Annotated in this window: 10 protein-coding genes; 6 read left to right on the top strand and 4 right to left on the bottom strand. The window is 58.2% G+C overall.

Features of this window, described 5'->3' with window-relative positions; genetic code table 11:
• Positions 1-8: 8 nt before the first annotated feature.
• Both ACJTMZ_RS00715 and ACJTMZ_RS00710 read left to right on the top strand, forming a co-directional pair.
• A complete protein-coding gene (locus tag ACJTMZ_RS00715) occupies positions 9-752 on the top strand; it encodes a DeoR/GlpR family DNA-binding transcription regulator (RefSeq protein ID WP_165730521.1) in 744 nt (247 codons plus the stop codon).
• 13 nt (positions 753-765) lie between these two features.
• Positions 766-1,833, top strand: a complete 1,068-nt coding sequence (locus ACJTMZ_RS00710; RefSeq protein ID WP_032669925.1) for an oxidoreductase — start codon at positions 766-768, stop codon at positions 1,831-1,833.
• A 41-nt stretch (positions 1,834-1,874) separates the two neighbouring features.
• Here the strand turns inward: ACJTMZ_RS00710 and cybB are convergent, their stop codons facing one another.
• The 3 genes from cybB to ACJTMZ_RS00695 all read right to left on the bottom strand — a co-directional run bounded on the left by cybB (position 1,875) and on the right by ACJTMZ_RS00695 (position 4,925).
• A complete protein-coding gene (gene cybB, locus ACJTMZ_RS00705; RefSeq protein ID WP_015570570.1) occupies positions 1,875-2,405 on the bottom strand; it encodes a cytochrome b561 in 531 nt (176 codons plus the stop codon).
• Between the two features lie 87 nt (positions 2,406-2,492).
• On the bottom strand, positions 2,493-3,932 hold the full coding sequence (aldA, locus tag ACJTMZ_RS00700) for an aldehyde dehydrogenase (RefSeq protein ID WP_045348295.1): 1,440 nt from the start codon (positions 3,930-3,932) through the stop codon (positions 2,493-2,495).
• Positions 3,933-4,130: 198 nt separating this feature from the next.
• A complete protein-coding gene (locus ACJTMZ_RS00695; RefSeq protein ID WP_017384495.1) occupies positions 4,131-4,925 on the bottom strand; it encodes a YdcF family protein in 795 nt (264 codons plus the stop codon).
• Between the two features lie 214 nt (positions 4,926-5,139).
• Between ACJTMZ_RS00695 and ACJTMZ_RS00690 the strand changes: the two genes are divergently transcribed.
• From ACJTMZ_RS00690 to ACJTMZ_RS00675, 4 genes are all read left to right on the top strand, one after another.
• Positions 5,140-6,792, top strand: a complete 1,653-nt coding sequence (locus ACJTMZ_RS00690) for an MFS transporter (RefSeq protein ID WP_015570573.1) — start codon at positions 5,140-5,142, stop codon at positions 6,790-6,792.
• Between the two features lie 22 nt (positions 6,793-6,814).
• Positions 6,815-7,897 carry an HlyD family secretion protein gene (locus ACJTMZ_RS00685; RefSeq protein ID WP_063624204.1) on the top strand — a complete coding sequence of 361 codons (1,083 nt, stop codon included), beginning with the start codon at positions 6,815-6,817 and terminating at the stop codon, positions 7,895-7,897.
• Positions 7,894-9,273 carry an efflux transporter outer membrane subunit gene (locus tag ACJTMZ_RS00680; RefSeq protein WP_408626804.1) on the top strand — a complete coding sequence of 460 codons (1,380 nt, stop codon included), beginning with the start codon at positions 7,894-7,896 and terminating at the stop codon, positions 9,271-9,273. The genes ACJTMZ_RS00685 and ACJTMZ_RS00680 overlap by 4 nt, the downstream gene beginning before the upstream one ends.
• A 73-nt stretch (positions 9,274-9,346) precedes the next feature.
• Positions 9,347-10,006 (top strand): O-methyltransferase, encoded by a 660-nt coding sequence (locus tag ACJTMZ_RS00675; RefSeq protein WP_017693460.1) that lies wholly within the window; start codon positions 9,347-9,349, stop codon positions 10,004-10,006.
• 85 nt (positions 10,007-10,091) lie between these two features.
• On the opposite strand, the gene hrpA is transcribed toward ACJTMZ_RS00675, so the two are convergent.
• Positions 10,092-13,994 (bottom strand): ATP-dependent RNA helicase HrpA, encoded by a 3,903-nt coding sequence (gene hrpA / locus ACJTMZ_RS00670; protein WP_032619711.1) that lies wholly within the window; start codon positions 13,992-13,994, stop codon positions 10,092-10,094.
• Between the last annotated feature and the right edge of the window lie 33 nt (positions 13,995-14,027).

Raw genomic sequence — 14,027 nt, 5'->3', positions numbered from 1 at the left:
ACTGCCCCATGCATAAAACCGCCAGACAGAAATATGTGCTTGATATCATTACTGAGCAAGGCCAGGCCAGCATTACCGAGCTGGCAGAGCGATTGCAGGTTTCGGCGGACACCATCCGTCGCGATCTGACCGACCTGGAAAAACAGGGACTGGCACAAAAAAACCATGGCGGCGCCATCGCGCTGAATCTCTCGACGATGACCCGAGTAAGCAGGAATAGCTTGCTCCCTGAAATTAAGCAGCGGCTGGGTAAACAGGTTGCGCAATGCGTGCCTGCGGGCTCGACGCTTTTTCTGGACGCTGGAAGCACACTGCTGGCCGTTGCCTCTTTCCTTAAGGGGCCGCTGACCATCATCACCCCTTCTCTTGATATCGCCCAGCAGGTGAGCGATCGGGAAGGTATCGACCTGATCCTGCTCGGTGGAAAGTGGGATCAGAAACAACGCCTGTTTGCCGGAAGCGCCACCCTTTCCCTGCTCTCTCGCTACCGGGCGGATATTGCCATCCTTGGCGCATGCGCCATCCATGCCGAACTCGGATTGAGCGCCAGTCAGGAGGCGGATGCAGAAGTGAAGCGTGCCATGCTGGCCGCAAGCCAGGCGCACTGGGTAGTCGCCGACCATCTAAAACTCAACCAGTGCGAACCGTATCTGGTGTCTGGGTTATCCGAGATTCATCAACTGTTTTTAGATCGTCCCTGGGCAGAGCTCGGGGACCATAGCGCCTTGCAGGTTACCGTTGGCGCGCATTAACGTGGAGAAGGTCATGAATAAAGTGAAGACAATGAATATTGCGCTGATCGGGTATGGTTTTGTAGGTAAGACGTTCCATGCCCCGCTGATCCAGTCCGTCGAAGGCCTGAAGCTGGCGGTGGTCTCATCCCGGGATGAAGAGAAAGTGAAACGCGATCTGCCGGACGTCCTCGTTGTTGCCACGCCGGAAGAGGCCATTCAGCACCCGGATATCGACCTGGTGGTTATCGCCTCCCCTAACGCGACCCATGCGCCGCTGGCCACCCTGGCGCTCAATGCCGGCAAGCATGTGGTAGTGGATAAGCCGTTTACGCTGGATATGCAGGAAGCGCGAGATCTGATTGCGCTTGCGCAAGAAAAACAGCGCCTGCTCTCGGTCTTCCATAACCGCCGCTGGGATAGCGATTTTCTCGGCATTAAGCAGGTGATTGAGCAAGGCCGTATCGGCAAGGTGAAACATTTTGAGTCGCATATCGATCGTTTCCGTCCGGAGGTTCGCGTGCGCTGGAGAGAGCAAAACGTGCCCGGCAGCGGCCTGTGGTTCGACTTAGGCCCGCATATGATTGACCAGACGCTACAGCTTTTTGGTCTGCCGCAGTCGGTACAGGGCAACATCGCCACCCTGCGTGACGGCGCGGAGATTAACGACTGGGCGCACGTGGTGCTGAATTATCCGGAACACAAAGTGGTCCTCCATTGCAGCATGCTGGTGGCGGGTGGCGTTGCCCGCTTTACCGTCCACGGCGATAAGGCCAGCGTGGTGAAAGCGCACATCGATCAGCAGGAAGCCCAGCTGCTGGCAGGCGTCGTTCCGGGTAGCGAAAGCTGGGGTGAAGACAGCGACGCTATGGTGCTGTTTAATGCCCAGGGTGAAGCCAGCGCTATCCCTGCGCCAAAAGGCGACCAGCGGCAGTACTATATAAACGTGCGCGATGCCCTGAACGGCAAGATTGACAACCCGGTCCATCCGGTGGAAGCCCTGGCGGTGATGGCGGTGCTGGAAGCGGCGGTAAAATCTTCGGAAACGGGTTCAACTCAGGAACTGGACTTAACGGCGCAGGAGCGCGCGCAACTGCAATAAGCCGCAAAAAAATGCCCTGCGGGTTAGCAGGGCATTATCGGTTACTGACGCTTTTTCGGCATCATGCGCAGCAGCGTGTTGTCCTTCCAGAAGTAGTGATGCATCAGCGCGGCAAAGGCGTGCAAACCAATCACGAAGTACCCCAGATTCGCCAGCGTTACGTGCCACTCCTTTAGGGTATCCACCAGGTCAAAATTCCCCTCCGCCGCATGCGGCATCGTCAGGCCAAACGCAAACCAGTCATTTCCCCGGTTATACATCATCACCATGCCGATCAGCGGCAGCGCAATGAACAGCAGGTAGATTACCAGATGCCCGAGATGGGACAGCCCGGTGATCATCGCTTTTGGTTTCGGTTGAATAGGCGGAGCCGGGAATTTGAGGCGGATAAGCAGGCGCGCCACCATCAGCACCAGGATGCTGATCCCGCAGGAAACGTGGATCATATTAATAAGCGGACGATCGGTTCTTGGGAACCACCCTCTGAACTCCATGGCGCAATAGGCCATAATGACTAACAGAAAAACCAGCCAGTGAATGCTGATTTGCAGACCCGTATATTTTGTGCGCATGTTGTTTCCCGATAAAGAATCATTATCGCGCCAACATAACCACCTTTCCTGAAAATGTGAACCCCCTCGCATGGAGGGGGCTCCTGATTACGACTGCAAATAGACCACCTGCGTCTGCAAATACTCATTCAGACCGTGTTTGCCATCCGCCCCGCCGATACCGGATTTACGCCAGCCTGCATGGAAGCCCTGCATCGCTTCAAAGTTTTCACGGTTAATGTAGGTCTCGCCGAACTTAAGCCCCTTAATGGCTTTCATCGCGACGTTCAGGTCCTGCGTATAAACAGACGAGGTTAAACCGTAGTCGCTGTCGTTGGCCATGTTCAGCGCCTCTTCCAGGGTGTCGAATGCCACCACTGGCAGCACCGGGCCAAAGGTCTCTTCGTGCATGATGGCCATATCCTGACGTACGTCCAGCAGCAGCGTTGGGGGATAAAAATACCCTTTGCCTTCTGCCGCTTTACCGCCAAGGACCACTTTAGCCCCCTCCTGCACCGCGCGCGCCACCTTCTGCTCCACGCGCTCCAGCGCGGCGGCGTTGATCAGCGGCCCCATGGCAATATCCGTTCGCTCAGCCGGATTGCCAAACTGGACGGCTTTCATTGCCTCGCCCAGACGATTAACAAAGCGGTCGTAGATCCCCTTCTGGACATAGACACGTTCCGCACAGTTACACACCTGCCCGGTATTGATGACGCGTGAATCCACAATGGACTTCACGGCCAGCTCGAGGTCGGCATCGTCCATCACGATGGCCGGGGCTTTACCGCCCAGCTCCAGCCCCACTTTGGTGATGTTTTTCGCCGCCGCAGCCATGATCTTCTCGCCTGCCCCGACGCTGCCGGTCATGCTGACCATCGCCACTTTCGGGTTCCCGGCCAGCTCCTGTCCGACGGTTTCACCCCGGCCCAGCACAAGGTTAAAGACGCCTTTCGGCAGGCCAATCTCATCGACGATTTTGGCAAACGCAATGGCGTTGTTTGGGGTAAATTCGCTCGGCTTGATAACGATGGTGTTACCGGTGAGCAGCGCGGGAGCGAGCTTACGGGCAATCAGGAAGAAGGGGAAGTTCCACGGCAGAATGCCGGTGGTGACGCCCAGGGCACGCTTAAACACCAGAATATTTTCGCCCGGACGGTCGCTCTGAATGATTTCCCCTTCATAACGGCGCGCCCACTCGGCCATATAGTCGATATAGTCAGCGGTAAAGTTCACTTCCACTTCCGCCAGCTGCTGGATCTTGCCGCCTTCGGCCACAATCAGCGCGCTGATTTCACTGACGCGCTCGCGGATCCCGGCGGAAATTTTGCGTAGCCAGCTGGCGCGTTCAATAGCAGGCAGCGCCTCCCAGCCAGCCTGCGCGCGATCTGCCGCGTCAATGGCCTTGCGGGCGTCCTCGGCGCTGCCATCGGGAATACGGGAAATGACCTCTTCCGTGGCCGGATTGATCACGTCAATCCATGCATCACCCTGCCAGGCAACAAACTGTCCATCAATATACATAGGATGTTGTACGGGTACTGTCATAACCTGCTCCTGTAATCACACTGTTTTTAACAAGTAAACTTAATGTTAAAAACTATAATTACCGGGGCAATTGCCTACTCTATGAGTCTGTTTTTGTGAGATATCTCATAAAAGAAACGGGTCAGCCCGTTTCCAAAATCACAAATCGGCAACACAGGATGCCCGTTTGCGTAAAAGATGGCGCAAACGGGCAGAGCATCACAGCAGGGAACGGCTCACCAGCGCGTCGGTGAGAATGACGTCGTTTCGCAAGATCTGCCACGCGGCGTCCACGTCGGCAGGGATATCGACATGGGCAATGAAATCACGTCCCGCCGGACCGTAGCCGTTGATGTCATCCCTGAGTCGCGGAAATTCACCCAGCACCAGCGACAAGTAGCGCTCTACCGGCCATAACCCCTCGACCGGGCCGCTAAACACCAGACCGTCGTCGCTGTTTTGCAGCACGGGCGTCAGGCCGGGATGACTCACCCATGCGGGCGATGCGGCCTCGTCGCGGCAAACGCGGGCAAACGTAGCCATTGTGCGACGCTGCATTGTCGGGTCCTGCACCACCAGCACCCGGGCGGCGTTCAGTCCGGATTGTTTCATCAACGCCCGGCTGAAGCGGGCGTTTTCGCCACAGTTGGTCGACTGATCCTCAACGTGAAGATGCTCGGCCGGAATGTTCCAGAATTCACGGGCGATGTCGGCCAGAATAGCCGCCTCAGCACGCCCGGTGGTGGGTATCCTGTTATAGCGGGGGTGTTTCGCAATCGCGGCGTAGAGGAAGGTCGTCGAGTGACCGATCCCGCCGCTGATGATCAGAGGAACACCCTGTTCAGCCGCGATTTTACAGGCAGCATCAATCGCGGGGATCACCGCATTACCCGCCAGAATCACCAGATCAACGGGCTGGTTGTCCTGATAGTCGTCCTGAGCAAGCCACGCCCCAACGGTATTCACGGCGTCGAGGGTTGTGCCAGGCAGACAGGGGAAAAGTGCCATTGTCATCGTTACCTCCTTACAGCATACAGAGCCTTCGATTATCCCCCTTTCTGCGCGTCATGCTATGGCATGAATGCTGAAAAAACGGGCCGGGATGTGCTCAAAAAGCACTCACATTTGATTAACATGAGAAAATCGTATTCACTTGAATTATGATTTGCGTCAGCCTTAGAATCATTAGCCCGCTCACAATTCAACTTTTTGAAAGGTAAACCCCGTTATGCGCCTGCCCCAACGCGACCCTTATGCTCCTCGCGAGTGGCAGCCACACGAGAAACCCGCCCTGCTGGGTTCCCCTTCCACCCCGGAACATCCGACGTCGAAACGGATCGCCTATGGCGTGGTCGGCCTGCTGGTGTGTCTGACCGGGGCACTGGGTAACGCGGTCGTCACCGCCAATCTGCAAAATCTGCAAGGCACCTTTGGCGCCTGGTCGACTGAAATCGCCTGGTTGCCTGCCGTCTATGTCATGACCAACGTCTCCATCAACCTGCTGCTGGTAAAATTTCGCCAGCAGTACGGTTTGCGGGCCTTTACGGAAGGCTTCCTGGTGCTGTATGTGCTGGTCACCTTTTTCCACCTGTTTGTGAACGATCTCAGCTCCGCGCTGATGGTACGGGCGGCACATGGGATGGTCGCCGCCGCGCTCAGCTCGCTCGGCATTTATTACCAGATACAGGCCTGGCCCGCGAAGCACCGACTGAAGGCGCTGACCATCGGCATAACCGGGTCGTCGCTGGCGATCCCGCTGGCGCGGCTGTTCTCCACCGAGCTGTTACAGCTTGATGAGTGGCGCGGGCTGTACTTCTTCGAGCTGGGTCTGGCCCTGATCTCCCTGGCCTGCGTGATGGTGCTCAAGCTGCCGCCGGGCGATCGGCGTAAAGTCTTCGAGAAGAAAGATTTCATCACCTTCTTTTTGCTTGCGCCCGGCATGGCGCTGCTGTGCGCGGTTCTGTCGTTAGGGCGTCTGGACTGGTGGTTTGAAGCGCCGTGGATCGGCTGGGCGCTGGCTCTCTCGCTGGTGCTGATTGTCTCCGCGATCGTGTTTGAACATAACCGCAACAACCCGCTGCTTAATACCCGTTGGCTCTCCAGCGGCAGCATCGTACGCCTGGGGCTGATTATGCTGCTGATCCGCATCGTACTGGCGGAGCAGAACACGGGCGTCATCGGCTGGCTGCAATATGTAGGCTTACAGAATGAACAGATGACCCATCTGGCGTGGGCTATTTTCGCCGGGATCGTCTGCGGTATCGTCACCAGCTGTCTGACGATTAAGCCCACTAAACTGGCCTGGCCGATTATCACCTCGCTGGCGCTGATGATCGTTGCCTCGCTGCTGGACAGCCAGTCCAACAACCTGACCCGGCCGGATCAGCTTATATTCAGCCAGTTCCTGCTGGGCTTCGGCAGCGCGTTCTTCCTTGCGCCTGCGATGCTGGCCGCCATTGGCGGGGTGATCGCCGATCCGCGCAATCTGGTCAGCTTTTCCGTGATGTTTGGCATGAGTCAGAACCTTGGGGGCCTGCTGGGTTCCGCGATCCTCGGCACCTTCCAGACCTGGCGCGAGAAGTACCATTCCAGCCTGCTGGCTGACCAGCTCACCACCCTTAACCCGCTGGTGAACGAACGGATTCAGCTTTACACCCAGATGTACAAAAGCCTGATTGGCGACAGTTCCCTGCTGGGAACTCAGGCTATTACCCAGCTCCAGACGGTGACGGCGCTTGAGGCAAACATTCTGGCTTACAACGATACTTATCTCCTGACGGCGAGCATTGCCACTGCCACGCTGGTCTGGATTTTATGGCGCTTGCTACGCCTGCGCATCACCGCCCGTATGGCCCTTAAGAACGCCACTGGCAACAAGTAATGACTATTTTTCAGGAGAAGTTATGAGTCAGCAGGATGCCGCCAAAGAGCAGGCCAACACCCGCAAAAATGTGCGCGTCGTTTCCATTTTCACCGCCGCGGCTATCGGCATTGTCGGGGTACTGGTGATCCTTTATGCCTGGCAGCTGCCCCCGTTCACGCGTCATGCCCAGTTTACCGATAACGCCTACGTGCGCGGCCAGACCACGTTCATCAGTCCGCAGGTAAACGGCTACATTACCGAGGTCCATGTTCAGGATTTCGCGCAGGTTAAAAAAGGCGAGCTGCTGTTGCAGATAGATGACCGCATCTATCGCCAGCGCGTCCATCAGGCCGAGGCGCAGCTGGCAATGAAAATTGCAGCCCTGAATAACAACCTGCAACAGCGCAAAAGCGCGGAAGCGGTGATTGCCAAAAACGAGGCGGCGCTGAAAAACGCCCGTGCCCAAAGTCTGAAAACCCAGGCGGATTTGAAACGCGTGAAAGAGCTGACCGCGGACGGCTCCCTCTCCATTCGCGAGCGCGATTCGGCGCTGGCCAGTGCCGCCCAGGGGAGCGCCGATATCGACCAGGCGAAAGCAACGCTTGAGATGTCGCGTCAGGATCTACAAACGGTCATCGTCAATCGCGGTTCGCTGGAAGCGGACGTTGAGAATGCGAAAGCCGCGCTGGAGCTGGCGCAGATCGATCTGCAAAACACCCGCATTGTCGCGCCGCGTGACGGTCAGCTCGGGCAGATTGCGGTGCGTCTGGGGGCGTATGTCACCGCCGGGACGCACCTTACCACGCTGGTCCCGCCGCAGCACTGGGTGATCGCCAATATCAAAGAGACGCAGCTGGCGAATTTACGCGTCGGACAGCCGGTGAAATTCACCGTCGATGCCTTAAACAATAAAGCCTATCAGGGCCGCGTAGAGAGCATATCCCCGGCCACAGGGGTCGAGTTCAGCGCTATCACCCCGGACAACGCCACGGGCAACTTTGTTAAAATCGCCCAGCGCATCCCGGTACGCATTGAGGTACTCGGTGAGCCGGAGGCGTACCGGCTGCTGCGTCCTGGCATGTCGGTGCAGGTGACCATCGACACGCGGGAGGCGAAACAATGACGCTTCGCCCGATAGCCGGCCTGCTGATAATGACTATCCTGGCGGGATGCCAGTCGGTAGACGTTGAGCCCGCCAAATCGTCCCTGCACATACCGGCCCAGTGGCGCGCGATGTCGGGGCCAGCCAGCCCGACAGAGCAGCTCTGGTGGCGAAATTTTCACGACAGCAATCTGAATCGCTATGTGGATCAGGCGCTGAAGAATAACAGCGACGTGCTGATTGCCCGCGAGCGGATTAACGAGTACCAGGCCCGGGTGTACGCCGCTGACGGCAGCCTGTTCCCGTCGCTTGACGCGGGCGTGACCGGGACGCGCGCGCGCTCGCAGTCCGCCGCCACGGGGCTTCCGGTATACGGTACGTTGTACAAAGGCAGCCTGACCGCCAGCTACGACGTGGATATCTGGGGCGTAAACCGCAGCACCTCCCGTGCCGCTGAAGCGTCGCTGGAGGCACAAAAGGCGGCGGCTGCGGCGGCTGATCTGACCGTCGCATCCTCGGTGGCCTCCGGGTACGTCACCCTGCTGTCGCTGGACGAACAGCTTCGCGTTACCCGGTCCACGCTGAAGTCGCGTGAAGAGGCGTTCAACCTCGCCAAGCGACAGTTTGAGACGGGATACAGCTCTCGCCTTGAGCTGATGCAATCGGATTCTGAGCTGCGCGCCACCCGCGCCCAGGTTCCACTGCTTCAGCACCAGATTGCGCAGCAGGAAAATGCGCTTAGCCTGCTGCTGGGCAGCAACCCGGGTGACGTTGCGCGCGGTGAAAGCTTTGATGCCCTGACGCCGCTGAAACTGCCCTCCCAGCTGCCGTCGACGCTACTGAACCGACGCCCGGATATCGTCCAGGCTGAACGTCAGCTGATTGCGGCTGACGCGACGCTGGCGGCGTCGCGCGCCAGCCTGCTGCCGTCGATCAACCTCACGGCCACGGGATCGGTGCAGGATCGCACGCTGTCGGGATTGCTGGATAACCCGCTACAGCTCTGGAGCGTGGGCGGCAGTATTCTTGCGCCGCTGCTGAACCGTCAGGCGCTGAATGCGCAGGTAGATATCTCTCAGTCCCAGCGGAATCAGGCGCTGTATAGCTACGAAAAAACCGTGCGTAACGCGTTTGCTGAGGTGAATGACAGCCTTGATGCCATCACCCGCTATCAGGAACAGCTTACCGAGCTGCTGGCACAGCAGACGGTCGCGCAGGAGACGCTGAGGATTGCGCAAAACCGCTACCGCAACGGATACTCTTCTTATCTGGATGAGCTCGATGCGCAGCGCACGCTGTTCTCGGTGCAGACCAGCGTGGTACAGGTGAAAAACAACCTGCTGCTGGCGCAAATTGATTTGTATAAAGCGCTGGGCGGCGGTTGGAGCTGTGCCTGAAGACATGCCCGGAGGCGCTGCGCTTACCGGGCCTACATTTCGCACCCGACGATACCCTCCAGGGAGTCAATCTATGCAACAACAGTGGTGTTCAGTAGATACTTACATGATTTCTTCGCTTATTCCTGAGGATGAGGTTCTCCAGAGCGTGCTTGAAAACAACAAACGCGCCGGTTTGCCCGAGCACGATGTTGCCGCTAATCAGGGGCAACTGCTGGCGCTGTTTGTCCGCATGACACAGGCGCGTCGAATACTGGAAATCGGTACGCTGGGTGCGTATAGCTCAATCTGGATGGCGCGCGCCCTGCCGCCGGATGGAAAGCTGATTACGCTTGAAGCGGACCCGAAACATGCCGCTGTTGCACGCCAGAACATTCACCTTGCGGGACTCAGCGATCGTATCGAATTGATTGAAGGCCCGGCGCTAAAGTCGCTCGAGAATTTCGGTGACGTCCCTCCCTTCGACCTGATCTTTATTGATGCCGATAAGCCTAACAACCCCGGTTACCTGGAGTGGTCGCTGCACTACTCCCGCCCCGGCACGGTCATTATCGGTGACAACGTGGTACGTGACGGCGAGGTGATTAACGGGCAAAGCGACGATGCACGCGTGCAGGGAGTACGGAAGTTTATCGAGATGACTGGAGATAACCCGCGCTTAACCGCCACTGCGCTGCAAACGGTGGGCATTAAGGGATGGGATGGGTTTACGCTGGCGATGGTGAACGGGTGAACAAAAGCCGGGTGGCGGCTACGCCTTACCCGGCCTACATGTTTTACCGTAGGCCCGGTAAGCGCAGCGCCACCGGGCAACGGTTTTAGCCGGAAATCTGCTCCATCGCCTGCAAGATACGCTTATCCGAAATGGGATACGGCGTTCCCAGCTGCTGAGCGAAGAAGCTGACGCGCAGCTCCTCGATCATCCAGCGGATCTCCCGCACGTCGTCGTCATCGCGACGCGCCGGCGGCAGTTTGTTGAGCCACTGCTGCCACGCCTGCTGCACGTTTTCGACTTTCAGCATCTGCGCACGATCGCGATGCGGATCGACCGCCATTTTCTCCAGACGCTTCTCTATCGCCTGCAAATAACGCAGCGTATCGCCCAGACGCTTAAAGCCATTGCCGGTGACAAAGCCGCGATACACCAGCCCCGCCATCTGCGCCTTGACGTCCGACAGCCCCAGGGCCATGGTCATATCCACCCGCCCCTTCAGGCGCTTGTTGATATTGAACACGGCGGTAAGGATCTGCTCAACCTGTTTGGCAATCTCCACCACGGTGTCGTTCAGCTCCGCGCGCACCTTTTCATGAAGCTGAGCAAAGCCCTCTTCCGTCCAGACCGGACCGCCGGCCTCGTGGATCAGCTTATCCACACCGCAGGAGATGCAGTCGTCGATCAGGTCCAGCACCTTACCGTACGGGTTAAAGTAGAGTCCCAGCTTGGCTTTGTTCGGCAGCTTCTCGTGCAGATACTTAATCGGCGACGGGATGTTAAGCAGAAGCAGTCGACGCAGCCCGCGCCACATCATCTGCTGTTGCTCCTGCGGATTGTCAAAGAGCTTAATCGCCACGCTGTCGCGCTCATCCACCAGCGCGGGCCAGGCTTTCACCTTGTAGTTCCCGCGCTTCTGCTCGTAGCTTTCCGGGAGCTGACCAAAGCTCCAGATGTGCAGCCCGCTCTGCTCAATGCCGTCATCGGCCACCGCAGAGAGCGTCTCCTGGACTTTACCTTTCAGCGCCTCTTTCAGCTCCGTCAGAGAACGGCCTTCGAGCAGCTTTTTGTTTTTATCGTCCACCACGCGGAATGTGATTTTCAGGTGATCGGGCACCTGATCCCAGTTCCAGTCGTCGCGGTCGATGGTGGTTCCGGTCATGCGGCGGAACTCACGCTCCAGGGCGTCCAGCAGCGGCAGCTCCAGCGGTGTGACGCGGCCTAAAAACGCTTCGGCGTAGTTCGGCGCCGGCACAAAGTTACGCCGAACCGGTTTAGGCAGGGATTTGATTAACGCAATGACCAGCTCGCGGCGCAGGCCGGGGATCTGCCACTCAAACCCGCTCTCTTCCACCTGGTTTAACAGCGGCAGCGGAATGTGCACCGTCACACCATCGGCATCCGCGCCCGGCTCAAACTGATAGGTCAGACGCAGCTTGAGGTTGCCCTTATGCCAGAAGTTCGGATAATCGAGCTTGCTGACCGACTCCGCGCCCTCTTTGATCAGCATGCTCTTTTCGAAGTTGAGCAGGTCCGGGGCCTCTTTGCTGGCTTTCTTCCACCAGCTGTCGAAATGGCGCGCCGAGATCACATCGTGACTGATGCGCTGATCGTAAAACTCAAACAGCGTCTCGTCGTCCACCAGAATGTCGCGACGGCGGGACTTGTGCTCAAGCTCTTCCACCTCGGTGCGCAGCTTCAGGTTTTCGCGGAAGAACGCATGACGCGTCTGCCAGTCGCCTTCCACCAGCGCGTGGCGGATAAACAGCTCGCGACTCAACGCCGGATCGATCTGGCTGTAGTTAACCTTACGCGCGGCCACCACCGGCAGGCCGTAGACGGTGACTTTTTCCGTCGCCATCACCGCGCCCTGCCCACGCTCCCAGTGCGGCTCGCTGTATGAGCGTTTCAGCAGGTGCTGCGCCACCGGCTCAACCCACTCCGGATCGATACGCGCGGCGATACGCCCCCACAGACGGCTGGTTTCCACCAGCTCGGCGACCATGGTCCACTTCGGCGGCTTCTTAAACAAACCGGAGCCCGGGAAGATGGAGAAACGCGCGTTGCGTGCGCCGGTATATTCCTGCTTATCCGCATCCTTCATCCCGATATGAGACAGCAGGCCGGTCAACAGGGCGATATGGATTTCGCGGTACTCCGCCGGTTCACTGTTCACCGGTATACCCAGCTCTTTCACCACCTGGCGCAGCTGGGTGTAGATATCCTGCCACTCGCGTACGCGCAGATAATTGAGGAAATCCACCCGGCACTGACGGCGGAACTGGTTCGAGGAGAGCGCTTTTTGCTGCTCGCCAAGGTAGTTCCACAGGTTCACAAAGGCGAGGAAATCGGACTCTTTATCGTGGAAGCGACGGTGTTTTTCGTCCGACGCCTGCTGCTTGTCCATCGGACGCTCGCGCGGATCCTGAATGGAGAGCGCCGAGGTAATGATCATCGCCTCGCGCACGCAGCCGTGTTTTTGCGCCTCCAGCACCATGCGCGCCAGACGCGGGTCGACCGGCAACTGGCTAAGCTGGCGGCCCAATGGCGTTAGCTTGTAGGCCGTCGCCTGTTCGTCGGTGGTGATGGCCCCCAGCTCTTCCAGCAGCCGCACCCCGTCCTGAATATTGCGCTTATCCGGCGCTTCCACAAACGGGAAGGCGGCGATATCGCCCAGCCCCAGCGCGGTCATTTGCAGGATAACGGATGCCAGGTTGGTCCGCAGGATCTCCGGATCGGTAAACTCCGGGCGCGACAGGAAATCGTCTTCCGAATAGAGACGAATACAGATCCCTTCCGACACGCGGCCGCAGCGGCCCTTACGCTGATTAGCCGACGCCTGCGAAACCGGCTCAATCGGCAGGCGCTGAACTTTGGTGCGGTAGCTGTAGCGGCTGATGCGCGCCGTACCCGGGTCGATCACGTATTTAATGCCCGGTACGGTCAGCGAAGTTTCGGCCACGTTGGTCGCCAGCACGATGCGGCGCCCGCTGTGCGGCTGGAACACGCGGTTCTGCTCGCTGTTCGACAGGCGCGCGTACAGCGGCAGGATCTCAGTATGGCGCAGATCGCGCTTGCTGAGCGCATCGGCGGTATCGCGGATCTCGCGCTCGCCGCTCATGAAGATCAGAATGTCGCCAGAACTCTCGTTGCCCAGCTCGTCGACGGCATCAAAGATGGCCTGAAGCTGGTCGCGCTCGGTATCGTCCGCCTCTTCCACAATCGGGCGATAGCGCACTTCCACCGGATACGTGCGTCCTGACACCTCAATAATCGGTGCATTGTTGAAATGTTTTGAGAAGCGCTCCGGGTCGATGGTCGCGGAGGTGATGATGATTTTCAGATCCGGACGCCGGGGCAGCAGCTCTTTCAGGTAGCCGAGCAGGAAGTCGATGTTCAGGCTGCGCTCGTGCGCTTCATCGATGATGATGGTGTCGTACTGCATCAGCAGACGATCCTGCTGGATTTCCGCCAGCAGGATACCGTCGGTCATCAGCTTAACCATGGTGTTATCGCTGACGTGGTCGCTGAATCGCACCTTGTAGCCGATGCAGCCGCCCGGCTCCGTTTGCAGCTCTTCCGCAATACGGTTCGCCACGGTGCGCGCCGCCAGACGACGCGGCTGGGTGTGACCGATCAGCCCTTTCACCCCGCGGCCCAGCTCCATGCAGATTTTCGGCAGCTGAGTGGTTTTACCTGAACCGGTTTCCCCCGCGACGATCACCACCTGGTGGTCGCGTACGGCCTCAAGAATGTCCTGTTTCTTCTGGCTGACGGGCAGATTTTCCGGATAGGTAATCTCCGGACGTGCGGCTTCACGCAGCACAACTTTCCCTGCCGCCTGTTCAATCTCGTTGGCCATCTCCTGGTAAATGGCCTGTTGTGCATCAGGATTTTTAACCTTCTTAACGCCGTGCAGACGGCGCGCAAACCGCTGTTTATCGCGCAGCATCAGCGAATCAAGCTTTTGCATCAGCATCGGGAAGGTCAATTTTTGGTGTTCTGTCATAGCGTTAACGGGCAGTGCACTGCCGGATAAAAT

Origin of the sequence: Enterobacter sp. DN (assembly GCF_046054285.1) — a bacterium.
Lineage (GTDB): Bacteria > Pseudomonadota > Gammaproteobacteria > Enterobacterales > Enterobacteriaceae > Enterobacter > Enterobacter hormaechei_C.
The sequence above is the reverse complement of the archived record's forward strand: the minus strand, read 5'-3'. Positions and strand labels throughout refer to the sequence as shown.